Raw genomic sequence first — 25,625 nt, 5'->3', positions numbered from 1 at the left:
AGAATTGCTATATATGTCTTCCGCCTGTGTGTGAGGGAGCACCATGCCCTCCTCCCAGCCACAGGCTGAACTGTTACATCTGCCTTGTATCAATATCAACCAGTTCCTTTGCTTCCTCCGCCGGAACCAGCAGCACATCGGGTAAATTCACCATTATAATCTTCTTACCTCCCACATCTCCGGTCAGAGCCAGAAGCTCCTCGTAATAAGCCTTTCCGAAAATACATGGATTGCCGACAATCCCTTCGTAGGAAAGAGCGGCTATATTTTTCTCCGAATGAAGGAAGCCTTCTATTAATCTTTCAATGGAGGCAGGGCGAAGATAGGGCTGGTCGCACACACCAAACAAAACGCCTTCCATCATGGGGTCCTGCTCCAGGGCCTTTAACAGCCCCAATTGCAGAGAAAGGGAAATTCCCAGCTCCGGCTCCTCATTTCTTACGGGAAGAAAGCCGTACTGCAGTGCCGCTTCCAGAATTTCATCATACTGCGTAACAATAATTTTAGGAGTACAGGACAGCTTCTGCATAATCTCCAGGATGGGCAGATACATCTTCCTGCCGTCAATCAGATCCAGCAGCTTTATGCCCTGATACCTGGTGCTGCTGCCTGCTGCCAAAAGTACAATACCTACATTTTTTAAATTAATTTAATCTCACCCCTGACTAATCTGTCCTATCAAGCGAAATGCTTCTTACCCGGAACCATTCTTTACTGCTGCTCCCCGTCCTTCTTACGTGGCAGCACCTGGTTCAGCAAGATAGCTGCCAGGGTTGCCAGCACCACGGGGGACTTTCCAAAGATGGTGTCCACCCAGGAAGGGAACTTCGCCAGGCTGTCGCTTACCTGCGTCAGCCCCATGCCCAGAGCCACGGAAAGCCCTACAATAGAAGAACTGCGGTAATTCATGGGCTCCTGGAAAATCAGCCTCAACCCCGTCATGGCAATGGAGGCAAATACGGAAATCGTGGCCCCTCCCAGTACACATTGGGGAATCGTGGTCAGCAGTGCGGAGAACTTCGGTATTACTCCGGCAAACAGCATCAGCACCGCCGTCAGCCCGAATACCATCCGGTTCACCACCTTCGTGGTGGCTACAATCCCCACATTCTGGCTGTAGGTGGCGGTTGACAATCCTCCCAGGAAAGAACCCAGGATATTGGTGACACCATATGCCACAATGCCGCCCTGAAGCTCCGTGTCCGTAGGCTCCCTGTCCAGGCCGCCTGTGGTGGTAGCCGTAAAATCACCGATGGCCTGAACTGAATTTATAACAAAAAGTATGGACATTGCCACAATACTTGAAAATTCAAATTTCATTCCGAAATGCATCACTCCAGGCATCTGCAGGATTCCTGCCTCCCCGACTCCGGCAAAATCAATCATACCCAGGCAGAGGGCGGCCAGATAACCTGCGATAATGCCAAAAAGAATCGATGCAAGCTTAAATATGCCCTTGCAAAAATGATTCAAAACAGTTACCACCACTAAGGTAAAGATCGCCACCAGCCAATTCTTCCAGGAACCGTATGTGTCGCTTCCTTTCCCTCCCGCCATGTAATTCACCGCTGTGGGATACAGGGACAGTCCTATTGTGAACACTACGGTTCCTGTAATCAAAGGAGGAAATAGAATCCGAAGCTTCTTTACAAATATTCCTACAACAATGGCGCATATACCGCCAATCAACTGTGCTCCCAATATGGTGGCAATATCATAGCTTCCGGCTATTGCCTGTAAGGTAGGCAGATAGGCAAAGCTTACACCCAGAATCATCGGCAGTCCGGACCCTAATTTCCCGGCAATGGGAAATACCTGAATAATTGTAGAAATCGCTGCGATTACCAGGGACGCCTGTACCAGCATTACTCTGTCGATCTGGCCTAACCCCGCCTCACCGGATACAATCAGCGCCGGTGTTACACAGCCAACAATCATTGCCACCAGATGCTGTAACGATAAGGGAAATAATTGGCTAAACCCCGGAATCCCGTTTAGCTCAAAAACGGATCCGTACTGTCTTTGTTTCTTTTTCATCTATTCCTCCGAAATATGTCTTTATTCTGTCGCCTCCATGCCTTCCTCCGTATCTTTCCCAAAACCGCCGGGGCCTTACGGCTCCCGCGGTTTCAGGCTTTCGATCTGATTCAGCATAAGCTGTTTACACATGTCAAAATATCCTTCCACATCAAACTCGTCTTTATTAATCAGATACTGAATGGTTGCTCCCTCCATCAGAGAGATAAAGGTAAAGGGAAGCAGCTCCCTGCTTTTCGCATCCATCCATGGGCAGTACCGATCCAGAACTTCTCTGATCTCAACCTTCCATTTTGTATAGGACTGATTGAATTTCTCATGAATTTCGCTATGGATCTTACTCTGCACCCAGAAATCCACCTCGGCAAAATCATACTTATGCTTCGTCATGATCAGCCGCTTCTTTTGATTAATGAAGACATCCAGCTGGCTGCTAAGGTTGTCCTTGCTATGCTTTTTTTCCTTGCGGCGCGCGGCATAGCACTCTTCAAAAATATAATCCTGAAGAGCCAGCATCAGCTCGTTTTTTGTCTTATAGTAATAATGTACATTGGACTGAACCATCTTCGCTTTTTCAGCAATCAGATGCATGCGGGTTCCGGCAATGGTCTGCTTATTCACTACGTCCAGGGCAGCATTCATAATGCGTTTGTTCTGGACGTTGCCCATCTCTGAATTCAGCCCCGTCTCACTGTTGTTTTTCTTTAACATAATCCCGGCGGCTTGCCGCTTGTCCTTGTTTACTGTCCTGCTGGCATTGTTCTTTGATGCTTCTTCCATACTCTCTCCATTCCCCGCCTGATCGCAGCATTTTCTCCAAAGTAAAGGGGTATTCCTATTCTGCCTTGACGGCAATTGCCTCAATTTCCACCAGACCGCCCTTGGGCAGCTTCGCTACCTGAACGCAGGAACGGGCAGGGGCTTCTCCCTGGAAATACCCGGCATAGATTGCATTTACTGTTGCAAAGTCATTCATATCCTGCAAAAATACGGTTGTCTTAATAACATCCTGATAGGTCAATCCCGCTTCCTTCAGAATCTCTCCCAGATTCTTCAGACTCAGATGAGCCTGGGCTTCCACGCCTTCCGGCATCTCCCCGGTAACGGGATCCAGGCCCAGCTGGCCGGAGGTAAACAGGAAGTCGCCTGCCTTCACTGCATGAACATAGGGTCCAACTGCTGCCGGCGCATTGGCCGCATTAATAACTTCCTTCTTCATAATAATCTCCATTCCGCCGGAACGCCTCTGAAGCGGCTTCCGGCCCTTATCTTTTTATTTTATTTGTCTTGGTTTACAACTTCGATTTCCGCTTTAAAAGTCCTGTCTCGGTCCCCGGTGCACATAGCGTCCTTCCTTCTCCAGAAGCACTCTGCCCTTCTCCGCCACCACCTTACCCATTAACAGCACCTGGTCGGCACAGCCCTTTACGGCAAAGCCTTCATAAGGAGTATAATCGCATCTCTGAAGCTGCTCAGCGGCTGTAATCACTCCCTGATATTCCGGATCCCATATAACCAGATCCGCATCGCTGCCCTCCCGGATGGCGCCCTTCCTCGGATACATTCCGAAAAGCTTTGCCGGGTTGGTGGACAGCACTGCACAGAGCTGCTCCTTCGTAATACGGTTCTCCGCCACTCCATAGGTGTACAGCAGGACGGGACGATGCTCTACTCCGGGAATACCGTTGGGTATCCTGGAGAAGTCCTCTCTTCCCCGCTCCTTCTGTCCATGAAAATAAAAGCTGCAATGATCCGTCCCTATGGTATCAACCTGGTTCTCCTGCAAGGCCTTCCAGAGACACCTCATATCCTCCTTCTTGCGAAGGGGAGGGGACAGCACGTATTTGGCACTCTCAAAGTCCTCAAGCCCATATTTTGAATCTTCCAGCAGAAGATATTGGGGACAGGTCTCCACATAGACCCTCTGCCCCTGGGCTCTTGCTGCTTCTACCACCTCATAGCCTTTTTTGGAGCTGAGATGGACGATATTAACCGGGGTCTCCGCCAGTCTCGCAACTGTCAGCAGCTGATGCACCGCATCCGCCTCCACCTCGTCGGGACGGGACAGGGGATGCCCCTTGGGCGACAGATTTCCCAGCGCCTTCTGCTCCCGGATCAGCGTATTCACCAGATCTCCATCCTCGCAATGAACCCCGATGATACCTCCTTCCTCCTCTACCGCCTTAAGTATCTCATACATCAGCCCTGAATTCACCTTAAGGTTATCATAGGCCATGTACAGCTTGTAGGAGGTGATGCCTGCCCTGGTCATGTCCTTCAGTTCCTTCCTTGTATGCTCGTTCCAGTCACTGATGGACATATGAAAACCGTAGTGGCAGGAGGATTTGTCCTGCGCCCTTCTATGCCATGCCTGAAGCGCCTCATCCAGGGTCTCTCCCTTGTTCTGTGTGGCAAAATCCAATACCATGGTCGTTCCGCCGGCTACCGCCGCTCTGGATCCGGTCTCAAAATTATCCGCGGTAAAGAAATCCCCCGCATCCAGATCAAAATGTGTATGGGTATCAATAAATCCAGGGAAGACCAACTTTCCCGCCGCATCAATGACTGCCTCACCCTGAGGGGACAGATTCTCCCCCAGCTCGGCTATGGTTTCCCCGTGGATACGAATATCCAATACGGCGCTTTTCTCGGCTGTTACAACTACTCCGCCTTTTATTAAAAGATCCATATTTACCCCATTTCTGCGCTGCTTTTATGGCTTTTCCCACGGTATACGCCTGTACGCAGGAACAAGTTTGTGTGCGCAGCGCAGACACAAACTTGCTGTCAATGGCTTCCCGCCATCTCCCCTTCCTGCTCAGTTACAGTTATATTATCTTTTACTCCTGATTTCCATCCACTCTGATTATGCCAGCATCAGATAGCGGTAATCCTCATAAACTGCCAGCATCAGCTTTCTGATATCCGCATACAGCCCGCTGGAGGTATCATACAGCCTCACATCCTGTACCTTATCCCCCAGTCTTACCCGGAACAGCGCCTTGTCCATATCCAAGGGAACGAAGCCCTGATTCCCGCTGTCTTCAAATTCCTCTATGGTTCTGAATAAGGTGAATTTCTCTTTGTAAGGAGAGCTGTCATAAGGACAGAAGCTGGTGCAGTTACCGCATTCGTTGCACATATAATCCACATGAATGATCTGTGCCATCCTGGCTCCCGGAACACGGACCGAGATATTGGCCCTGTTGGGACATACCTCCGTACATGCTTCACAGATCAGGTTGCATTCCAGACACCGGCTGCCCTCTTCCTTATCCTCGCCGGGCATTGCCAGATCACCCTTCTTCTCTGCGATCTCTTTTTCATCCAAAGGACTTACCAGAGCCGGCCTGGGCTCAATTCCAAGAATCGCGTTCACCGCCTTGGAGGCATCCCGGATTGCTTCTACTACGGTTGCCGGGCCGTTGGCTCCGTCTCCCACTACATACACATGCTCCTCAGAGGATTCCATGGTAAGGGGATTCAGTTCTGCGACACCTCTGCTGGTGATCTTCAGGCCAAGTCCCTCATAGAAGGAAGCATCCACCTTTTCACCCAGTGAAGCAACTACCGTATCCACATCCAGCTCTATTATTTCCTCTGTTTCCACAGGCTTCTGTCTTCCGGAAGCGTCCATCTCACCCAGTATCATCTTATGGCAGATCAGCTTGCCGTCTCTATGTGCCACCGGTGCAAGGAGCTCCTTTAATTCTACACCATCTTCCAGTGCAAGCTCAAGCTCTTCTTCATCCGCAGGCATATATTTTACCGTACGGCGGTATACAATGAATACATTCTCCACGCCCGGCATACGCTTTGCCGCTCTTGCCGCATCCATCGCGGTATTGCCGGCACCAATGACAGCCACGTTCTTGCCCAGCTTCAGCGTCTCGGGACGGTTCCGGCAGGCCTCCAGGAATTCAATTGCGTTGATTTCCTTATCACATTCAATGCCAAGGGGTGTTCCCTTGTTGGCACCCACCGCCAGGATAATATATTCAAATCCCGCATCCTTAAGCTCCTTCAGGTCATGGATGGGATGATTGAATTCAAACTTGGCACCCATGGCCTTAGCCAGGCTGACATCCTTCTCCACGTCCTCGCTGGGAATACGGAATTCGGGCACGATATATCTTACGATACCGCCGGCCTTCTCGCGCTTTTCAAATACCGTAACCCGGGCTCCTTCCCTTGCCAGGAAGAATGCGCTGGCAATTCCGCCCGCACCGGCACCTACTACGGCTACCTTCTTATCCTTAAAGCGGCCGGAGGGCTTCAATTCCTTCACCAGCTCATCATAGCCCTTCTTCGCCGCCACCAGCTTCGCCCCGCGGATCTGTATGGATTCCTCATAGAAATTACGGGTACATTTATTCATACAGGTATGGCTGCAGATGGTTCCTGTAATAAAAGGAAGTGCGTTCTTGTCGGTAATTACCCGGAGAGCCTCCAGGTATTCGCCGTCCCTCACCAGCTTAAGATAGGTGGGAACATCCTGGTGAATGGGGCACTGCCTGTTACAGGGCGCCATAAAGCAGTCGATCAGCGGAACCTTATCCACGCTCTTCCTGGAAGGCAGGGGCTTTAAGCTCTTGGTATAATGTTTATCCGTCATGACCTCGCTGACCAGCTTCTCCAGCCCTGCTACGTCAACTCCGTCAAACTCCTTATATTCCATCGCATCCAGCTTCCTGGCGATCTGTGTTCCTCTCTGGTAGCCGCCTGTCTTAAGATAGGTGGTAGCCATGGTAACCGGCCAGATTCCAAGCCCGAACAGCTGGTCAATATTAAAGTAATCCGCTCCTCCTGAATAGGAGATACGAAGCTTTCCTTCAAAAGCCCTGGACAGCTTCAGTGCCACCGACAGGGAGAGTGCGCACAGTGCGCGGCCCGACATGTACATCTCCTCGCTGGGCAGTTCCTTCCGGGTAACATCCACGGGGAAGGTATTGGTCAGCTTCACGCCGAACTCCAGTCCCTCCTTATCTGCCAGGCCCCGGAGCCGTCCCAGCATGGGAACCGCATCCTCGAACTGCAGGTCATCCTTGAAGTGGAAATCACCGAAGGCTACATAATCATATCCCATGCTGTCCATAATGTCCCTGGCCGCCTCATAGCCCAGCAGCGTCGGGTTGCATTTTACATAGGTGTTCAGATGCTTTTCCTTCAGCAGATAGGAGGCAATGCTCTCAATCTCCCGGGGAGGACACCCGTGAAGGGTGGACACGGTAACGGAGGTGCATACCTTCGGGGAAATGCCCTCGATATAGGCCTTATCCACCTTTTCAAAACGATCCGCATTCTCCAGAAGATAATCCATGCATTCCTGCCATATGGGAGCCTTGCGGGCATCCGTAATATGATTGATAAAGGTATCGATCTTCTCTGATTTAATACCGGCCAGGTCATAGCCGACACTCATATTGAATACAAAGCCGTCCTCCGCGCCCAGGCCGAACTCCCTGCTGATAACCTTAAGGGCAATCCATGCCTTAATGTATTCGTCCAACGCATCCGGTACCCGAAGCTCTGTGGACCACTCACAGTTATAGCACTCATCCTCTGCCAGAATACAGGGCTTGTTTACAGGAAGATCCTCTCCGTCCAGGATCTGAACCGTCTTCAGCTCGAAGAAGCGGTTGCCTGCATAATAGGCCGCGACAATATTCTGGGTCAGCTGGGTACCCGGACCGGCAGCCGGACCAAAAGGAGTCTCCAGCTTCTCACCGAAGATGTGCAATACCTTGTCTCCCTTCTTTACAAAGGGTCTGCGAACTCCGAATACCCTTCCTGTTTCCTTCTTCTCTGTCATGATCCAATCCATTAAATTATGAAATGGAATCGGCGTCATTCTATCTCCCATTCTCTTATCCTCCTAATCTTATCCATTAATGCTTTCTGCAAGAAGCTGTGCCTGCTGCCTGCAATCTGCCATAGCCTTTGCTTCATCAATATGAAGGAGCTGACGATCCTTCATTAAAACCTTGCCGTTGATCATCGTGGTGACCACCTTGCTGCCATTTAATCCAAATACCATATGGCTGTTGATATTATTGGCAGTAAGGGGTGTCAGCGGATCATAATCCGCTACAATGATATCCGCAGCGGCGTCTTCCTTAAGAACACCCAGAGGTGTCTCAAAGTACCGGTTTGCAATCCTTGCATTGCCCTCAAAGAGCATGGCCGGAACCTCGCTCCAGGCCGCGTTGGCATCGCAGAGATGATGCTTATGCAGCACATTGGCAACCTTGTAGGATTCAAACATATCATTGGTATATCCATCCGTTCCCAGTCCGGTGAGAATTCCCCTGTGGAATATCTCCATGGTGGGCGGGCAGCCGCAGGCATTGCCCATATTGGATTCCGGATTATGAACCACCATGGTATCCGTTTCCTTCAGCAGCTCCATCTCCTGGGGATTCACATAGATACAATGGGCGGTGATGGTCTTCGGTCCCAGGATACCCACATCCATCAAACGGTTCACAATACGCTTGCCGTGGTTCTTAAGAGACGCATGAAGATCCTCAATGCCTTCTGCAACATGAATATGATACCCTACTGTCTCCGGCGTATTCTCCCTGCAGAAAGCGAAGGTGCTGTCAGAGATGGTAAAGGCGGCATGCATTCCCATCATACCCTTCACCATATCATCCGTCTGCTTCTGTGCATACCGGATAAATTCCGCATTCTCCTTGACGCTGGCCCTCATCTTCTCTTCCCCGTCACGGTCGGATACCTCATAACACAGACAGGTCCTTACTCCCAGCTCCTTCGCAGCCTCCGCGATAGTGAACAGGCTGTTCTCGATGCTTCCGAAGCTGGCATGATGGTCAAATACCGTGGTGACGCCGTTCTTAATACAATCAATATAAGTAGCGATCGCGCTCTGCCTGGTCTGCTCCAGGGTCAGATGACGGTCAATGGTCCACCAGAGCCCGTCAAGGATGTCCAGGAATCCCTCCGGATTGTAATTGTTAATTGCCAGACCCCTTGCCATGGCACTGTAAATATGGTTGTGCGTATTAATCAGTCCCGGCATAATCAAACCGCCTCCGGCATCCACCCACTCAGCATCCGGATACTCCTTCTTCAGCTCCTCCGTGCTTCCCACCTTGCGTATCCGGGTTCCGTCCGTCAGTACGGCTCCGTTTTCAATCAAAGGCCGCCGGGCATCCCGTGTAATTACTCTTCCGTTGCCAATCAGTATCATGATAATGATCTCCTTTCTTTCTGCTGATGAAAAGTCTTGGTTTTCCACAGCCGTTGTATGAATTGTATAGTTTGTTTGATCAGTCGATCTAATTTGCTTTTTAAAAAAATAAAACTAAACAATCACTTTCACCCAAAAATTTTTATTCATTGTAGTTTATGCACAATGATCTGATATTTATTTGTCTAATATGCATAGTTTAGCATATTATATTTTATACTATTATAGTTTATCACTAACATAATGTAAAATCAAATAAAATTATAAAAAAATTAAAAATTTTATTTTTTGAAGAAAATGTATTGATTTTTTCTTTTAATATGCTATGATGATTCCATAGACATGCTCTGAGGATCAAATGCGGGTCAAAAGCACTAAAAATACCTTTATCAAGATTTTAACACTTATACCGCATGCATGAAGATCCAATCTTTTTCTCATAATAAGAAATGTATTCAAAGAAAGCATACCCGCTTTTCCAAATCTCATACCTGCAATTAAGGATTCGGCAAAGCATCTCGCAATCACAAATGTTACATATTTTAATTAGGAGGTAATCATGGATAAGATCAAATGGATTCAGAACACTATGCCAAAAACTGCCGATGCTAATCTCAAGGTCATGGACCTGAATGAGGTGCGTAAGGCCCATGACTTTCATCAGACGATCCCCGGTTATGCAAAGACCCCCCTTGCCGGTCTGCCCCATATGGCTGACTATCTGGGACTGGGGAAGGTATATGTGAAGGATGAATCTTATCGTTTCGGTTTAAACGCTTTCAAGGTTCTGGGCGGTTCTTTTGCTATGGCCCGTTACATCGCGCAGAAGACCAACCGCGATGTGTCCGAGCTGGATTTCGAGACTCTGACCAGCGATAAGCTGAGAGAGGAGTTCGGACAGGCAACCTTCTTTACCGCTACCGACGGCAATCACGGCCGCGGAGTTGCATGGGCTGCCAACCGCTTGAAGCAGAAGGCTGTTGTCTATATGCCGAAGGGCTCCACCCAGACAAGACTGGATAATATTAAAGCAGAAGGTGCTACCGCAACCATCGAAGAAGTGAATTATGATGAGTGTGTCCGCATGGCTGCCGCTGCTGCCGCCAAGACGCCCAACGGCGTGGTGGTTCAGGATACCGCATGGCCCGGTTATGAGGAGATCCCCTCCTGGATCATGCAGGGTTACGGCACTATGGCAATGGAAGCAAGCGAACAGCTGGAAGAAGCCGGTACCGACCGTCCTACTCATGTATTTGTCCAGGCGGGTGTCGGTTCCCTGGCCGGAGCGGTACAGGGATATTTCGCTAATAAGTACCCCGAGAATCCTCCCACGGTAGTTGTTGTGGAAGCCGATGCCGCAGCCTGTCTGTATAAGGGCGCCGTAGCCGGTGACGGGGAAGAATATATTGTAGAAGGCGATATGCAGACCATCATGGCCGGTCTGGCCTGCGGTGAGCCCAACACCACCTCCTGGGATATTCTGAAGAACCATGTGGCCGTATTCGTGGCTGCTCCCGACTGGGTTGCCGCCAAAGCCATGAGAATGCTCAGCGCTCCCATCAAGGGTGATCCCCAGGTGGTATCCGGTGAATCCGGAGCCGCTCCCTTCGGCGTATTAGTGGAGATCATGACCAATCCCGAACTGGCCGATTTGAAAAAAAAGTTAAAACTGGACGAAAACTCCAAGGTGCTTTTATTCTCAACAGAAGGCGATACCGATCCCGACCGCTATAAGGAAATCGTATGGGACGGACAACAATATTTTTAAGGAGGAAATAACATGGATTTCAACAAAATCAAACAAGCATCCGAAGGCTATTTACCCGCAATGACCAAGTTCTTAAGGGAACTGGTGGCAATTCCCGGCGAGAGCTGCGGCGAAGAAGGACATATAAAGCGTATTGAGGCCGAGATGAACGCCGTTGGCTTCGATAAGGTTGTCATCGATTCTATGGGTAATATCCTTGGATACATGGGCAGCGGCGAGAAGCTCATCGGCTTTGACGCCCATATCGATACCGTTGGTATCGGCAACCGTGCCAACTGGAAGTTCGATCCCTATGAAGGCTATGAGGATGATACGGAGATCGGCGGCCGCGGCACCTCCGATCAGTTAGGCGGCATTGTATCCGCAGTATACGGCGCAAAGATCATGAAGGATCTGGGCCTGTTGAGCGACAAGTACACCGTACTGGTTACCGGTACCGTTCAGGAAGAGGATTGCGACGGCCTGTGCTGGCAGTATATTATTAATGAAGATAAGGTAAGACCGGATTTCGTAGTATCCACCGAACCCACCGACGGCGGCATCTACCGCGGGCAGCGCGGACGTATGGAGATTCGCATTGACGTTCAGGGTGTTTCCTGTCACGGTTCCGCTCCGGAGCGCGGTGACAACGCAATCTACAAGATGGCTGATATTCTTCAGAATGTCCGTGACCTCAACGAGAACGACGCTGCAGATGACAAGGAAATCAAAGGTCTGGTTAAGATGCTGGACGAGAAGTTCAATGATCAGTGGAAGGAAGCCCGTTTCTTAGGACGCGGTACCGTAACCACCTCCGAGATCTTCTTCACCTCCCCCAGCCGCTGTGCAGTTGCCGACTCCTGTTCCGTATCCCTTGACCGCCGCATGACCGCAGGCGAGACCTGGGAGAGCTGCTTAGAGGAGATCCGTCAGCTTCCTTTCGTTAAGAAATATAATGCACAGGTAAGCATGTACCAGTATGACAGACCCAGCTACACCAACCTGGTATATCCCATCGAATGCTACTTCCCTACCTGGGTTATCCCGGAGGATCATGCCGTTACCAAGGCAATGGAAGAAGCTTACACCAATCTCTACGGAACTGCCCGCAGCGGTGCTCCGGATGCAGATGCCATGAGAAAGGCCCGTCCCCTTACCGACAAATGGACCTTCTCTACCAACGGTGTTTCCATCATGGGACGCAACGGCATCCCCTGCATCGGCTTCGGCCCCGGCGCAGAGGCTCAGGCTCATGCTCCCAACGAGAAGACCTACAAAGAGGATCTGGTAAAATGCGCGGCAGTTTACGCAGCCCTTCCCACACTGTACTGCAAATAGCAGGACCGGGACATTACAGAATGCTTTAAGCAGTTAATTAATCATAAAATATGTGTAATCATCAAAGAGGGATTACACCCAATAGAAAAGGAGATATGTATGAAATTACAGGATTACATTGATAAGCTGAATAGGTTGGATTTTAAGAACATGTACAATGATGATTTCTTCTTAACCTGGGAAAAGTCCGCAGACGAGCTGGAGGCTGTTTTCACCGTTGCTGATGCTCTCCGCTACATGAGAGAGAACAACATTTCCACGAAGGTATTTGAGAGCGGACTTGGTATCTCCATCTTCCGTGACAATTCCACCCGTACCCGTTTCTCCTTTGCTTCTGCTTGTAACCTCTTAGGCCTTGAGGTTCAGGATCTGGACGAAGGCAAGTCCCAGGTTGCTCATGGTGAGACCGTTCGTGAAACCGCTAACATGGTATCCTTCATGGCTGACGTTATCGGTATCCGTGATGATATGTACATCGGCAAGGGCAATGCTTATATGCATGAGGTATCCGATGCTGTTAAAGCCGGCAACAAAGATGGCATTCTGGAGCAGAGACCTACTCTGGTAAACCTTCAGTGCGACATCGACCATCCCACCCAGTCCATGGCAGATATGCTTCATATCATTCATGAATTCGGCGGAATTGAAAATCTTAAGGGCAAGAAGATCGCTATGTCCTGGGCATACTCTCCTTCCTATGGAAAGCCCCTCTCCGTTCCTCAGGGTATTATCGGTCTGATGACACGTATGGGGATGGACGTTGTCCTTGCTCATCCCGAAGGCTATGAGGTTATGGAAGAGGTAGAGGAAGTAGCGAAGAAGAATGCTGCTGAATCCGGCGGTTCCTTCACCAAGACCAACAATATGGCAGAAGCCTTCAAGGATGCTGATATTGTATATCCTAAGAGCTGGGCTCCCTTCAAGGCAATGGAGAAGCGTACCGAGCTGTACGGCAACAATGATTTCGACGGCATCAAGGCTCTCGAGAAGGAATTGCTGGCACAGAACGCACAGCACAAGGATTGGGCATGTACCGAAGAAATGATGAAGCTGACGAAGGAGGGCAAGGCTCTTTACATGCACTGCCTGCCTGCCGACATCACTGGCGTAAGCTGTAAGGAAGGCGAGGTTGATGCATCTGTATTCGACCGTTACCGCACTCCTTTATACAAGGAAGCCAGCTACAAGCCGTATATCATTGCAGCTATGATGTTCTTAAGCAAGTTCGAGAATCCTCAGGCCGTATTAAAGAGCCTGGAAGAGCGTGCTGACAAGAGAAAGTTTGACTAATCCTTCCGTTGATGCCAAGAAATTTTTAATTGATTTTTGATTGATTCTATAAGAGAAAGGGAGACAGGGTCTTCCTTTCTCTTATCAAACTCCATGATATTAACAAAATAAAGTGGTATAAAGTTTGCAGGCTGTGAGAAAGGATACGTTATTGACAACGTAGGGTTAATTATTATGAAAAAACGAATTGTTATCGCATTGGGAGGCAATGCCCTGGGCAATAATCTGCCGGAGCAGATGATCGCCGTACAGAAGACCTCCAAAGCTATTGCGGACCTGATTGAAGAAGGGCACGAGGTGGTAATCTCCCACGGCAACGGCCCCCAGGTTGGTATGATCAATCAGGCGATGGCGGAATACGGACGCCAGAATCCGGAGCATCCGACCTTTACACCCCTGTCCGTATGCGTAGCCATGAGCCAGGCATATATCGGCTACGATCTTCAGAACGCGCTGAAGGAAGAATTGCTCAATCGGGGAATTAACAAATCGGTTGCAACCGTAATCACCCAGGTGAGGGTGGATGAGGCGGACCCGGCTTTTGAAAAGCCCTCTAAGCCCATCGGACATTTCATGACTGCGGAAGAGGCCGAGGTAGCCAAGGAAAAAGGCTTCACTGTAGTGGAAGACAGCGGCAGAGGATACCGGAGAGTAGTAGCCTCCCCCAGACCCAAGGAAATCGTTGAGATCAACACAGTGAAGAGCCTTCTGAACGCAGGCGAGATCGTCATTGCAGGTGGCGGCGGCGGTATCCCCGTAGTGCGCGACGGCAACCATCTCAAGGGCGTGGGCGCCGTAATCGATAAGGATTTTGCCAGCTGCTTAATCGCTCAGGAGATCGATGCCGATGTATTCATCATCCTGACGGCAGTTGAGAAGGTCGCTATCAACTTCGGCAAGCCGGATGTAAAATGGCTGGACCGCATCAGTACCGCAGAAGCCGAGGAATATATCACCCAGGGTCACTTTGCCCCCGGCTCCATGCTTCCCAAGGTGCAGGCAGCGATTGAATTCGCTTCCTCCAAGCCCAACCGTTCCGCCCTCATCACCCTTCTTGAGAAGGCCAGGGATGGAATTAACGGACTCACTGGAACTGTAGTTGTAGATCAATAGAAGAAAGAGGGCATCGCTTTATCAATTTATTTTAATGATTTTGCGACGCCCTCTTTAACACCTTAACAAAACACCTTGTTTTATTGCTTTTTTTTTTATTTTTTTATAAATAGGCAGCATTAATAGTACAGACAAAACAAACATTACAGATATTAACACTATATAACCCCTATTCCAAAATGATTGATAAAAATCCGGTGAAAGAAAATATCCTTTTTGATATAACATTTTATCTTTCTCATAAAAATCCCAATACATTGCTTTTTTGTCCACATCCATGCTTTCCGAATATACAAATCTTGAATAATAGGCCGCCTTATTTTCTCCTGATATATAATCATAAAAAGACTGATACAGATCATTCGTTCTTATGTAATACGGAATCCCTATTTCATTTTTTTTATATTCTTCCAACGTCTCTTTAGTTGCAAACGGAATTACTAATCTCCATCCCTTATGATAAGTCGGCCAGCTGCGAAAACCATAAATTTCATAAATGCTTTTTTTAGTATTACTTGTTTTATAGTCATCATAACAGATACTTCCTGCTGGAATACTCAAAATTTTCTTAGACAAGATACTTGGCTTACTATAGTAATTCAAGGTATGCTTTAAAGTAAATTCTACCTCTTTACTACCTGGCATATAAATTATCAAATAAGACCTATCAGAAAGGTATTCTCCCATCAGGTCCGCATCCTGCAAATTGTTTCTTTGCTCATAGGGATGATCTTTATTTACACTTGATATAAATCGGTATAAGTATTCTCCATTAAGATATCCATTTCTTATCTTTTGATTCTTCAACCTCACATCATATACTCCAAATAACAAGATCACAATAATTAACATGTCAATTATCACCAACAAAAAATACCTTATCCTACTCTTATCCATCTTCCGCTTTCCCTTTTGCTACAATTTCGTACTTAAAATTTATTTTCCCATATTTTAACATAGTGTCTCAATTTGTTTTCGGAACAAATCCGCTATTCATCGCATAAGAAATTGGTGAAAAATACATTATATGATGATTATTTATCGGGATTAAAGAGCCTCCCGTTATTGTACCGGCAATATTATAACTGCTAAAATGTGTATAAACTGGTCCCCCACTATCTCCCGGAATTAATGATATGTCCATTGCACTTTGCACTAAGCCAAGAAAATAAATTCCTGATAACTGCACTGTATAATCAACATTCTGAACTATCCCCGAAGAATAGCCCGTTTTCATTCCATAACGATATATCAGAGTACCTACTGGCGTGGATGTAACTCCAGTGATAGGAAAAAACTCTGTATTTGATTTCTTTACATAGTTAGTCGTCGAAAAACCACTGCTTAGTGTTGCAATCGCATAGTCACCTCTCATAGTACTTCCATAATTTGTCGCCTTAACTGTTGCTATCTTTGTATTGCTCGCATCATATACAGATGATCCAACACTTCGTCCAGAATGACCGCACAATAAAATCGCCGCTTGCCCATTATACGTCCCACAGCATGTTACTGTATCAACATCCAAAGATGTACCCCCGTATATATTGGCAAAAACAGAACCAAATCCAAAGCTTCTACATCAATTGGTAGCATGTTCTTTGAATAACTTATCTCCTCTATCAACTTATTTTTATCTTCCTCTGTAACATTTATAAAACAACGGTTATTTCTTCTATCTACTCCATACCCAATTTTTTCATATTTACCTCTGAGTATATTACCGTATTCATGAATTTGGTTAAGAAACATCAAAGAATATGTAACTTCTTCGAATCTTATCTTATTTGAATACTCACACATTGCAAGATACTTTTCTTTAACTTCTTCAGAAGGTTCAACTAATTGTATAACTAATATATCATTATCAATATATTCACCCCCATACTCATTAGGATAAATAATATCCCCTTCTTTTGTCTTTTTAAAATTAGATATAATTTTCTCATATGCATTTAATGCTTCTTCTTGGTCGATTAACACTTTACTATTTGCATAAACAAATGAACCATTAGATACACTTAAAAGCAAAAGCAAGCTCGCCATTAATAAACTAATCCATTTTCTCATACTCATATCCTACTCGTATTATCACTATTTTTATATCATTGTTAACTGTTTTCTTTTATTCCACCGGAATCACCCCCAAAAGATTCACAATAGGTCAATGTGGCTCTCACAAACATCAAAACATTTTATTCATCTTAGCATTATCATTTATTCAATTACCTTTATTTCAGCTTAATAGTCTGCCTAATATTGAAATTATCCAATAAAATCTATCAATTTTTTTTAATATATCACATCAACCTTGGTAGGTCAATACAAATTTTACTTTTATTTTCCTCTGCCCTGTTTATGCTCAAAAAGATAGGGTGCCTGACAACCCCTCCCTCTCTTTTCTGCTTTTTTTGTTTTTTTATTTTTAAAATTTTTCTTGACAATTAATATGTTTCATGCAATAATTCAAAATATTACATAAATTCATGACAAAGAGGTCAAAGCGAAAGCTTTGACCTCTTTGATTCTGCAAGCTGCGCTTTTACAACTAATTGAGAGAGAGGATTTTATCTATGGAAATCAACTTAGCTAACACCGCCTTTATTGTCATATGCACTGCCTTCGTTTTCCTCGTGACTCCGGGGCTTGCACTGTTTTACGCCGGAATGGAACGGCCTTATCTACGGTGAAATCCGGCTGTTTGCCGTCCAGGCCGCCAGCATCCTGATCACCATCGCATTTGCGGGCATTGCAACCTTTGCCATCCTCAGCGTCATCAAGCTGTTCATACCCCTCCGCGTGACACAGGCCCAGGAGGCGCAGGGACTGGATCTCACAGAGCACGGCGAAATGGCTTACCCCGCCTTCAACGGCCTGGATTAATCACTGAAAAAGGAGTATACCTCAATGAAGAAAATAGAAGCAATCATAAGACCGGAATCTCTGGAACCTCTAAAGGTCGCCCTGTTGAAAATCCGGATAAACGGGCTGACCATCAACCAGGTATTGGGCTGCGGCAAGCAATACGGCTTTACCGAATATATCCGGGGCAACGAAATTATCCTGAACACCCTCTCTAAGATCGAGGTCAAAATTATCATCCCTGACCAACGCCTTGAAGAAGTGCTTGATACCATCCTGTCCGCTACGGAGACCGGCGAGATGGGCGACGGCAAAATATTCATCTCCGATGTCCTCGACTGTATCCGAATTCGAACTAGAGAACACGGCGACGCAGCATTATCGAGTAGGAGGGAGTGATTAACTCCCGTCCTCTCACAGCACCGTGCGTACCGTTCGGTACACGGCGCTTTCAATAGTTGATGTGCACTGACTGATAGGCTGTGGCTAAGTCATAATAGCCACTGTTTATCAGTCTTTCTTTTGTTAATGCTCTGTTGACCGCTCCCATTCCCGATACATACCAATGTTTCTTTCGGCTATTTGCCGCTTGGTGTGCAAAATATTCGGGTATACCAAGTTTCATCAGATTCCTCTTCTTGGTTTTCGGGTTCTTCCATTGTTTCCATATACACATGCGAATTCGATGCTTGAGTCATTTGTCGATTTCATCTATGGGTTTCTTCATACTTGCTATACCGTAATAGTTAAGCCATCCTCTAGCATATACCTTTATCTTTTCCAATGCCGGTCGTATGCTCTGAACTGACCTTCGGGAAGAAAGTTCTTTCAGCTTCGATTTAAACTTTGTTGTGGTCAAGCTTTCGCTCTCCACCGTCTGCTTTCGGGATTTCTTTACGTCTTACCGGGTCGGGTGTATATTTCCCCTTGTATATCTCCTCGATAATTGCTTGCTGATTTTCCCGAAGGTATGCACCTATTTCATCGACTGTTATACCGTCGATTCCCGGTGCTCCCTTGTTTGCCTTCACCCTCTTAAAAGCTCTGTTGAGATTGTCTTTATACAGTATCTTCTCTAAGAGTTCTGGCTGTGCACTGTCCTTTTCTTTCCATATCGAATGGAATGACCTCCGCACTTCCGCATACCCTTCATGTTCCGCACTATCTCTTTGCGGACAGTCTCTGTTATCAGAGTTTTCTGCCTTCATAAACCATTCCTCCTTTCTCGGTTATACTTGGGACTCCTATTGATTCGGTCCTTCACCTCTCGGCTAATATGACCTCTGCTGACTTCTGTACGTTCAGTATTACCTTACGATAATAGTTACTCCTTTCAGAGCGTATCATACAGACCTCCCCGGGTACTCACACGTTCTTTCTCTCCATCCATCTGCCACATTTACCATACATGATTCTGTGTAGTTATTGGGCTTCGACTTGTTATGCAGCCTTACCCTCATGCATAGCCTGATGTGATTTCTGTTCGTCAGACCAGAGATTTGCCCACTGGTTAGTATGTTCCCAGTATCCAGCTTCCTTCAGATTCCACCTCACGATGGACACCCTTGCCTTCGGCTATATCCTTCCCACTACTACAATAAGAATCAGGATGAGGTATGTGGCAGCCAGCCATGTCTATATCCTTCTTATTGCTTAAGCTGTTAGAATAGAGGGGACAATGGTATGACTGCTTCCCACTTGGACTTCGCGTCCGTCCGGTAGAATGTCAGCCAGCCCTCATTCGCAGCGTTCGTTTTACGCAGGTTGAGCTTATACGTTCGTGTCAGTCAGTAGTTAGAATATGCAATAGGTAAAGCTGACAACTTACCATTGATTAATTAAAGCCAAGGAGAACATAATGAATGCAGTAGGTATTGATGTGTCAAAAAACAAAAGCACTATAGCCATCCTTCGTCCCTTTGGAGAGATTGTTGCCCGACCGTTTGATGTAAAACACACAGCACCTGATATCAAACATCTAATAGCTCAATTAAAGGCTTTAGATGGAGACACAAAGATTGTCATGGAACATACTACCGGGCGGATTCGGGACTTGCACCCGTTAGAACGTGCGCCCGCCGGGCGCACATAAAGAAAGAAAGGGTGTCAGGCACCACGACGTGGTGCCTGACACCCTTTCTTTTGACACCCTTTCTTCCCTTCCCTTTCTTCTATGACACCCTTCTAGCGTTTCCAGGTAATTACGGCCTTGAACAGATCACCGTCCACGATGATTTCAAAGCTGCCGCCCTGGAGCTCCACAAAGTTCTTCACGATTGCCAGACCCAGCCCGGAGCCTTCCGTGTTGCGGGACTGATCTCCCCGCACAAAGCGTTCGGTAATCTCCTGGGTATCAAAGCCCATCTCCTGGGCGGATATGTTCTTCAATGTAGCAACCACCTGCTCCCCTTCGTCCTCCAGAATGATATAAGCTCTGGTGCGGGGCATGGCATATTTTATAATATTTGTAATCAGATTTCCGAAGATCCGGTAAGTTTTCTCACTGTCCAGCTCAAGCATTATCTTCTCCTCCGGAATCTGGAGACGCAATTCCACTTCACTTCGGCTCAGCTTATCATCCAGCTCCAGCAGCACCTGGCGTATCAGAGCCGCCAGATCCACCTCCACATAGTTCAGAGTGATATTATTGCTGGAGGCCTTGCTGACCTCGAAGAGATCTTCAATGAGCCGCTTAAGCCTCTGGGACTTCATATCCAGGGTATTAATATAGGATACCCGCTCCTCTTCTGTAATATTGGCATCCTTCAGCAGATCCACATAGGTGATGATGGCAGTCAGGGGAGTTTTCAGATCATGGGAGACATTGGTGACCAGGTCCGTCTTCATTCTCTGGCTCTTCATCTCCTCCTCCACCGCCTTTTTAAAGCCATGGCGCACCTTAGCCAGCTCCTGCTTCAGAGGTTCAAATATTCCAAGCTTTTCCTGGATATCTACCTCCAGATTCCCCTTCGCCATCCCGCTTGCGGTTTCCAGAAGAATCGCATATTTTCTTTTGATATCATCGAGATATCTTCGCAGAAGGAAGAAGAGCAGAACGCTATAAGGAATCAGCATAGCTATCCCTATTACCCATATGCTGCAGCACAGGGCAAGAACAACAAAATTGACCGCTAGTATCTTGATAAGAATCCGGTTGGAACGGTCCGTCAAGTCAATCTCACTCAGGCTCTTCCACTGTTTTTTAACGCTCCTGTGTAGACGTTTAAACAAACGTACCAGCAATATTACAAGCCTGCCCACCAGTGTCTGCTCCTTCAGGTAACGCTTGGGGCCGATCACAAAACATCTGCGGAAAATGAGTACCGACAGATACAGAACTCCTCCAAGAACTGCAAAAACCGCAAAGTTAAAGCTGTAATCCAGAATATGCAGGGTCTTTCCGCTCCATACGGACCAATCAGGCTGAGTCAGAAAGAAATCGGTTATCGTTTCCCACGCCATAACGAGGAGCCCCTCATACACACCAACAACCAGCACGACTCCTGCCAAAGCAAACTCCAGGGGAAGCTTTGCCGCCAGTCCCCCTCCAATACCCAGGGGCTTGATCAACGGAAGCAGCAGCGCCAATATCACGATAATACCCGCTGCAATACACACCAGATATAGAAAAGCACCGTCGCTGAATTCCATCAGCGGATGATCCCCTCCATACGGTACTGTCCCTCCGGGAAAGTATACTGCCTCATATTCAGAAGCATAGGCTATTGTTACATTGGAAGGACTTTTTATCTGATCCGTAAATCGATTTTGTTCATATCGGTCCAGCTCATTACGGAATAGATATTTATTCCGGCATTCCTCAAGCAGCTGGTCCATCTGCTGCTGGCTATATCCGGCAAAATCTGTAATCTGCAGTATGCCCTCGCCGTTGTATTCAAATATAATGTAGAAGGAATACTTCTCTTTCAGCGATGCTTTTTCTCTTACTGCATCAGCCAAAGATTCCGAATTATAATACTCGTCCAGAAATCCCTCTGGCGAGTGATTAAAAACAGCATATTCCAGATTAGGATAATATTCTTTGCTGTCCTCAAAATGATCTTTCCATCGATACAGCAAGCTGTCGAACGAATCCGTAAAGTCTGTCTCCTCTACCGTGTAGACTCTCGATCCGTCTGAAGCAGGACGCATCACTCTTTTCTTTGAACTCTCGTTTTCTGAATCTGCTCCTGTCCAATCCGCTGTCTCTTCCAGGTCATTCGCAACCGGTGTCTCTTCAGGGTTCCCTGTCGTTCCATCTACTTTGGTGCTCCCTTCCTGCGGTTCTTCAGGAATTTCGGCCCCGCCATCTCCTCCATTTGTCTCATCCCTGGCCTCATTTCCTTGCATTCCTGGTAAATCTTCCGAAGAAGATGCCCCGTTTTTCAAGAAAACAGACGACGGCATCCATTGCACATGGTCCCCATCCATCTGCATATTCCAATATAGTACGTAATTATTGCGGGCCAGATCATCCAGAAATTCTTCCATGTAGTACTCTTTTATGTATTCCTGATTTTCCTGCCTTCTCTTCTCCAGCTTATCCGCCAGACGCTGATACAGCCTCATCACTTCCTGATAGGAGGCTATCATTGCCGCTGCCACGCCAAGGATCACCAACGCGCTGACCAATATCCCTGCTGCCCTCCTGGGCTTATCGCTTTTCAATTTTGTATCCAACTCCCCACACCACCTTTAAATATTTTGGATTTTTCGGATCAATCTCAATCTTCTCCCGGATGTTACGGACGTGAACCATAATTGTATCGGTGCCTACCGGACGTTCATTCCATACCCTCTCATAGATGGCATCCGCTGAAAACACCTGGCCGGGGTGCTTCATCAGCAATGCCAGTATCTTGAACTCCAAAGGCGTGATTTTCACCGGGCTTCCGTCCACGGTTACCTGTACTGTATTTTCATTCAGCTCCAACCCTCCGCAGACATATACATTTTCCTCCGGCTTATTGGGTGCACCCCGGTATCTTGTGTAACGCCTGAGCTGGGAGTTGACCCTGGCCAGCAGCTCCATGGGCGCGAAGGGCTTTGTCATATAGTCATCCGCGCCGATGTTCAGACCAGTTACTTTGTCAATCTCCTCTGATTTGGCGGTCAGCATGATGACAGGGAATTCATATTGCTCCCGCAGCTTCATTGTCATAGTTATGCCGTCCATCTTCGGCATCATAACATCCACGATTGCCAGATGGATCTCTTCCTTCTCCAAAAGCTTCAGCCCTTCCATCCCATCAGCCGCCTTATAGACGGCATATCCCTGATTTCTCAGCAGGATACAGATGCCCTCCAATATCTCCTTGTCATCCTCAACTACCAGAATATGATTTAAATCCATAGCGTCCTCCCTTGTTACCCCTGTAATAATAAATGTAAAATCTAAAGCTCAGCTTCATACAAAACAAAAGATTTTCTTAAGTTTCCCATGAAATGTATTTATTTCAGCATCTGGTTCTTCTGGAAAAAGCCCTCCCATGGGTCACTGCCGTTCATTCTCATCAACGCATCTTCCATCCGGATTCCGTCAGGGGCAACCGTGTCAAGCTCATCCCAGGTGATGGGCATGGATACCCCGGCACCCTTTCTCGCTCTCAGGGAATAGGGAGCGACGCTGGTAGCTCCTCTGCCATTTCGGAGCCAGTCCACAAATATCTTGCCGGTGCGCTTGTTTTTCCTGGAATTGCTGGTATAGCGGTCCGGCCACTTCTGCTCCATTACCTGGGCGACACGCTTTGCAAAATCATAGAACACCTCCCAGGTCACAGCCGGCTTCAGAGGAACTACCACATGATAGCCTTTGCCGCCGCTGGTCTTGAGATAGGAGTCCAGGGACAGTTCCGCAAGAAGCTCCTTCATATCCCGTGCCCCCTGCCGCACCCGGCCCAGATCCATTCCCTCATCCGGATCCAGATCAAATACCATCATATCCGGCCTCTCCAACTGATCCACACGGCTTCCCCAGATATGGAACTCCAGGGTTCCCATCTGTGTCTGGAATATAAGACCGGACATATTCTCAATATAGATATACTCCTCCGCCTCGCCGTCCGTAATCACCGGGATACTAACAATCCCCCCGCTTCCGCCGGGAACAGAAAGCTTCTCCCCTCTGTCAGCAGCAGGGGAAGCAAAATTCCCTCCCCGCCCCTGGGCGGGATGCTTCTGAAAGAAGCAGGCCTGCTCTATTCCCCTTGGGCAGCGCACGACACTGAGGATTCGGCGGCTCACATAGGGCAGCATGCGTTCCGATACCTTTTCATAGTATCGGATCACATCTGCCTTCGTAATTTCAGGCTCCTGGAATACCACCTTATCCGGACTGGTAATTTTGATCCCTGCCACCACAAGACCTTCTGTCTTTTCTTCCATCCGTCTTCCTCCTTCAAGGGAAGGTTCAAGCCGTATTTTGGCTTCTTCCTTCTCTCTCATTATCTCTCTGGGCTCCTTATCCGTGCGCAAGCCCTTGAAGCTCGCCTGCCTTAACCGGTTATCCTTCGTCCACTCTGCGAATTTGATTTCCGCCGCCAGCTCCGGTTCAAGCCATATGAGCCTTTCCTTCGGGCCGGAGGGCGGAGGGGTCAGGAAGGGAGAATCCGGCCTCTTCCGCTTCTTGAAGCTTTCTTCCAGCTCCTCCATATCCGCCTCGCTCATGCCGGTTCCGGCACGTCCGGCATAGACAAGAGCATCATTCTCATAGAAGCCAAGGAGCAGGGAGCTTACTCCGCTGGTTTTCTTATCCGAAAGAGTGTATCCCCCTATGACAAATTCCTGTCTGTTATCACATTTTAGCTTAATCCAGTCACCGTTCCTGGTTCCGCTGTAGCTGGAATTGACCTTCTTCCCTATGATCCCTTCCATCCCGGCTTCACAGGCAGCAAGAAGGCTTTCTTCTCCCTTTCCCATGACATAACGGCCATAGTACAGGTTCTTAGGGGCATCCTTCATCAGCTCCTCAAGAAGCCCCTTCCGGTCAATCAGAGGGCGTTCCCTCAGATCCTCGCCATCCAGAGCCAGAAGATCAAAGACAATGTAAGTCAGATTTTTATTCCCGGGATTCTTTAAATAATTCTGCAGGGCCTGAAAATCCGTCCTGCCCTGGGCATCGGTGATCACCATCTCGCCGTCCAGAACCATTGCCCTGCCGGAAGCAAGCTCCATAAGACGGAAGACAATCTCCGGGAACCGCTTCGTATAATCATTGCCATTCCTGGTAACCAGCCGGACACGATTTCCTTCCGTATAGGCAATGATTCGGAAACCGTCATACTTCAGCTCATATAACCAGCCATCCTCCTTCGGGATCCTGTTAACCAATTTAGCCAGCTGAACCTCTGCTTTATCGAAAGGATTTCTGGTGATTTGCTCCCCTTTTCCTTCCTCAATCTCGGCTATGGTTCGTCCGGTCCGGATACTGGTATCAAATCCGGTTATCCCGTCTTCTTCCCCGGCATAGCTGTCCTTCTCCTTCAGCAGGAGCCAATTCTCCTTCGCTTCGCCGGATTTCGCCTTCCATCGGATCAGGGCCCACTTCCCCTTCAGCCGTCTTCCCTTCAGAATAAATTTCAGCTCCCCTTTGGCAAGCCCTTCCTCCACGTTTCCCTGGGGCTCCCAAAAGCCCTCATCCCAGAGCATAACCACGCCTCCGCCATATTCGCCCTTAGGAATCACCCCTTCAAAATCCTTGTATTCCAGGGGGTGATCCTCTACCTTGACGGCAAGCCTTTTATCACGGGTGTTATAGGAAGGTCCTTTGGGCGATGCCCAGCTCAAAAGAACATCCTCCCACTCCAGACGGAAATCGTAGTGTTTTCTGCTGGCTATATGGAGCTGGACAACAAATCGCAGACCCTGTCCGCCAGGGTCCAGGGTCTGTGTCATCTCTCCGTGATTGTATGTGTTCTCTTCGGCCGGTACAGCCATACCTTCCGCCGAAGCTTCTGTTATTCCTTCCGGCTCCAGGGTTTTGTCAAAATTCCTTTTCCGGTTGTATTCATTTAGCTTTTCTTCCAT

19 protein-coding genes and 2 pseudogenes are annotated in these 25,625 nt (G+C 47.8%); 7 read left to right on the top strand and 14 right to left on the bottom strand.

From position 1 onward, the window contains the following. Positions 1–73 precede the first annotated feature (73 nt). From HNQ56_RS03160 to ssnA, 7 genes are all read right to left on the bottom strand, one after another. The gene (locus tag HNQ56_RS03160) at positions 74–619 is read right to left on the bottom strand and encodes a nucleotidyltransferase family protein (RefSeq protein ID WP_429142727.1); all 546 of its coding nucleotides are present in this window, start codon (positions 617–619) and stop codon (positions 74–76) included. Positions 620–711: 92 nt separating this feature from the next. Next, positions 712–2,037, bottom strand: coding sequence for a uracil-xanthine permease family protein (locus HNQ56_RS03155; RefSeq protein ID WP_429142725.1), 1,326 nt, complete (start codon positions 2,035–2,037; stop codon positions 712–714). Between the two features lie 75 nt (positions 2,038–2,112). Continuing rightward, positions 2,113–2,817, bottom strand: coding sequence for a TetR/AcrR family transcriptional regulator (locus HNQ56_RS03150; RefSeq protein ID WP_429142723.1), 705 nt, complete (start codon positions 2,815–2,817; stop codon positions 2,113–2,115). A 55-nt stretch (positions 2,818–2,872) separates the two neighbouring features. Continuing rightward, entirely contained in the window at positions 2,873–3,256 is a 384-nt protein-coding gene (locus HNQ56_RS03145; protein WP_429142721.1) for a RidA family protein, read from the bottom strand. 93 nt (positions 3,257–3,349) lie between these two features. Continuing rightward, positions 3,350–4,726: a dihydropyrimidinase gene (hydA, locus tag HNQ56_RS03140; protein ID WP_429142718.1), complete on the bottom strand. Its 1,377-nt coding sequence runs from the start codon at positions 4,724–4,726 to the stop codon at positions 3,350–3,352. A 177-nt stretch (positions 4,727–4,903) separates the two neighbouring features. Next, on the bottom strand, positions 4,904–7,900 hold the full coding sequence (ygfK, locus tag HNQ56_RS03135) for a putative selenate reductase subunit YgfK (protein ID WP_429142716.1): 2,997 nt from the start codon (positions 7,898–7,900) through the stop codon (positions 4,904–4,906). Positions 7,901–7,918: 18 nt separating this feature from the next. Beyond that, positions 7,919–9,250: a putative aminohydrolase SsnA gene (gene ssnA / locus HNQ56_RS03130; protein WP_429142715.1), complete on the bottom strand. Its 1,332-nt coding sequence runs from the start codon at positions 9,248–9,250 to the stop codon at positions 7,919–7,921. A gap of 559 nt (positions 9,251–9,809) precedes the next feature. Between ssnA and dpaL the strand changes: the two genes are divergently transcribed. The 4 genes from dpaL (at position 9,810) to arcC (ending at position 14,738) form a co-directional block, all read left to right on the top strand. Then, complete coding sequence (dpaL, locus tag HNQ56_RS03125) at positions 9,810–11,018, top strand: diaminopropionate ammonia-lyase (RefSeq protein WP_429142712.1); 1,209 nt, start codon at positions 9,810–9,812, stop codon at positions 11,016–11,018. 12 nt (positions 11,019–11,030) lie between these two features. After that, complete coding sequence (locus HNQ56_RS03120; RefSeq protein WP_429142710.1) at positions 11,031–12,335, top strand: YgeY family selenium metabolism-linked hydrolase; 1,305 nt, start codon at positions 11,031–11,033, stop codon at positions 12,333–12,335. Between the two features lie 99 nt (positions 12,336–12,434). Then, on the top strand, positions 12,435–13,625 hold the full coding sequence (gene ygeW, locus HNQ56_RS03115) for a knotted carbamoyltransferase YgeW (RefSeq protein WP_429142707.1): 1,191 nt from the start codon (positions 12,435–12,437) through the stop codon (positions 13,623–13,625). Positions 13,626–13,799: 174 nt separating this feature from the next. Next, a complete protein-coding gene (gene arcC / locus HNQ56_RS03110) occupies positions 13,800–14,738 on the top strand; it encodes a carbamate kinase (RefSeq protein ID WP_429142705.1) in 939 nt (312 codons plus the stop codon). A 54-nt stretch (positions 14,739–14,792) separates the two neighbouring features. On the opposite strand, the gene HNQ56_RS03105 is transcribed toward arcC, so the two are convergent. The 3 genes from HNQ56_RS03105 to HNQ56_RS03095 form a co-directional block, all read right to left on the bottom strand. After that, positions 14,793–15,635 carry a hypothetical protein gene (locus HNQ56_RS03105; protein ID WP_429142703.1) on the bottom strand — a complete coding sequence of 281 codons (843 nt, stop codon included), beginning with the start codon at positions 15,633–15,635 and terminating at the stop codon, positions 14,793–14,795. A 67-nt stretch (positions 15,636–15,702) separates the two neighbouring features. Further along, positions 15,703–16,266, bottom strand: coding sequence for a chymotrypsin family serine protease (locus HNQ56_RS03100; RefSeq protein WP_429142701.1), 564 nt, complete (start codon positions 16,264–16,266; stop codon positions 15,703–15,705). Continuing rightward, on the bottom strand, positions 16,248–16,808 hold the full coding sequence (locus tag HNQ56_RS03095) for a hypothetical protein (RefSeq protein WP_429142698.1): 561 nt from the start codon (positions 16,806–16,808) through the stop codon (positions 16,248–16,250). Before HNQ56_RS03095 ends, HNQ56_RS03100 begins: the two co-directional genes overlap by 19 nt. A gap of 576 nt (positions 16,809–17,384) precedes the next feature. On the opposite strand from HNQ56_RS03095, the gene HNQ56_RS03090 reads away from it, so the two are divergent. Together HNQ56_RS03090 and HNQ56_RS03085 are read left to right on the top strand one after the other, a co-directional pair. After that, the gene (locus tag HNQ56_RS03090; RefSeq protein WP_429142696.1) at positions 17,385–17,621 is read left to right on the top strand and encodes a hypothetical protein; all 237 of its coding nucleotides are present in this window, start codon (positions 17,385–17,387) and stop codon (positions 17,619–17,621) included. Positions 17,622–17,645: 24 nt separating this feature from the next. Continuing rightward, complete coding sequence (locus tag HNQ56_RS03085; RefSeq protein WP_429142694.1) at positions 17,646–17,999, top strand: P-II family nitrogen regulator; 354 nt, start codon at positions 17,646–17,648, stop codon at positions 17,997–17,999. A gap of 52 nt (positions 18,000–18,051) precedes the next feature. On the opposite strand, the pseudogene HNQ56_RS03080 reads toward HNQ56_RS03085, so the two are convergent. Continuing rightward, positions 18,052–18,808, bottom strand: a pseudogene (locus HNQ56_RS03080) (group II intron maturase-specific domain-containing protein). 650 nt (positions 18,809–19,458) lie between these two features. On the opposite strand from HNQ56_RS03080, the pseudogene HNQ56_RS03075 reads away from it, so the two are divergent. Continuing rightward, positions 19,459–19,635, top strand: a pseudogene (locus HNQ56_RS03075) (IS110 family transposase); the annotation flags it as partial. 149 nt (positions 19,636–19,784) lie between these two features. Here HNQ56_RS03075 and HNQ56_RS03070 read toward each other — a convergent pair. From HNQ56_RS03070 to ligD, 3 genes are all read right to left on the bottom strand, one after another. Continuing rightward, positions 19,785–22,280 (bottom strand): sensor histidine kinase, encoded by a 2,496-nt coding sequence (locus HNQ56_RS03070; RefSeq protein ID WP_429142691.1) that lies wholly within the window; start codon positions 22,278–22,280, stop codon positions 19,785–19,787. Further along, complete coding sequence (locus tag HNQ56_RS03065) at positions 22,255–22,953, bottom strand: response regulator transcription factor (protein WP_429142688.1); 699 nt, start codon at positions 22,951–22,953, stop codon at positions 22,255–22,257. Before HNQ56_RS03065 ends, HNQ56_RS03070 begins: the two co-directional genes overlap by 26 nt. A 98-nt stretch (positions 22,954–23,051) precedes the next feature. Continuing rightward, complete coding sequence (gene ligD, locus HNQ56_RS03060) at positions 23,052–25,625, bottom strand: DNA ligase D (protein WP_429142687.1); 2,574 nt, start codon at positions 25,623–25,625, stop codon at positions 23,052–23,054.

The sequence above is a fragment of the Anaerotaenia torta genome, from assembly GCF_050433395.1.
In the GTDB taxonomy this organism is placed as follows: domain Bacteria; phylum Bacillota; class Clostridia; order Lachnospirales; family Lachnospiraceae; genus Mobilitalea; species Mobilitalea torta.
This window is presented reverse-complemented; position numbering and strand designations above follow the sequence as displayed.

Excerpts from the sequence above, each read along its gene's own strand:
- HNQ56_RS03155 (WP_429142725.1), bottom strand. The coding sequence starts at position 2,037 with ATGAAAAAGAAACAAAGACAGTACGGATCCGTTTTTGAGCTAAACGGG.
- HNQ56_RS03150 (WP_429142723.1), bottom strand. The coding sequence starts at position 2,817 with ATGGAAGAAGCATCAAAGAACAATGCCAGCAGGACAGTAAACAAGGAC.
- HNQ56_RS03145 (WP_429142721.1), bottom strand. The coding sequence starts at position 3,256 with ATGAAGAAGGAAGTTATTAATGCGGCCAATGCGCCGGCAGCAGTTGGA.
- hydA (WP_429142718.1), bottom strand. The coding sequence starts at position 4,726 with ATGGATCTTTTAATAAAAGGCGGAGTAGTTGTAACAGCCGAGAAAAGC.
- ygfK (WP_429142716.1), bottom strand. The coding sequence starts at position 7,900 with ATGGGAGATAGAATGACGCCGATTCCATTTCATAATTTAATGGATTGG.
- ssnA (WP_429142715.1), bottom strand. The coding sequence starts at position 9,250 with ATGATACTGATTGGCAACGGAAGAGTAATTACACGGGATGCCCGGCGG.
- dpaL (WP_429142712.1), top strand. The coding sequence starts at position 9,810 with ATGGATAAGATCAAATGGATTCAGAACACTATGCCAAAAACTGCCGAT.
- HNQ56_RS03120 (WP_429142710.1), top strand. The coding sequence starts at position 11,031 with ATGGATTTCAACAAAATCAAACAAGCATCCGAAGGCTATTTACCCGCA.
- ygeW (WP_429142707.1), top strand. The coding sequence starts at position 12,435 with ATGAAATTACAGGATTACATTGATAAGCTGAATAGGTTGGATTTTAAG.
- arcC (WP_429142705.1), top strand. The coding sequence starts at position 13,800 with ATGAAAAAACGAATTGTTATCGCATTGGGAGGCAATGCCCTGGGCAAT.
- HNQ56_RS03105 (WP_429142703.1), bottom strand. The coding sequence starts at position 15,635 with ATGGATAAGAGTAGGATAAGGTATTTTTTGTTGGTGATAATTGACATG.
- HNQ56_RS03095 (WP_429142698.1), bottom strand. The coding sequence starts at position 16,808 with ATGAGAAAATGGATTAGTTTATTAATGGCGAGCTTGCTTTTGCTTTTA.
- HNQ56_RS03085 (WP_429142694.1), top strand. The coding sequence starts at position 17,646 with ATGAAGAAAATAGAAGCAATCATAAGACCGGAATCTCTGGAACCTCTA.
- HNQ56_RS03065 (WP_429142688.1), bottom strand. The coding sequence starts at position 22,953 with ATGGATTTAAATCATATTCTGGTAGTTGAGGATGACAAGGAGATATTG.
- ligD (WP_429142687.1), bottom strand. The coding sequence starts at position 25,625 with ATGGAAGAAAAGCTAAATGAATACAACCGGAAAAGGAATTTTGACAAA.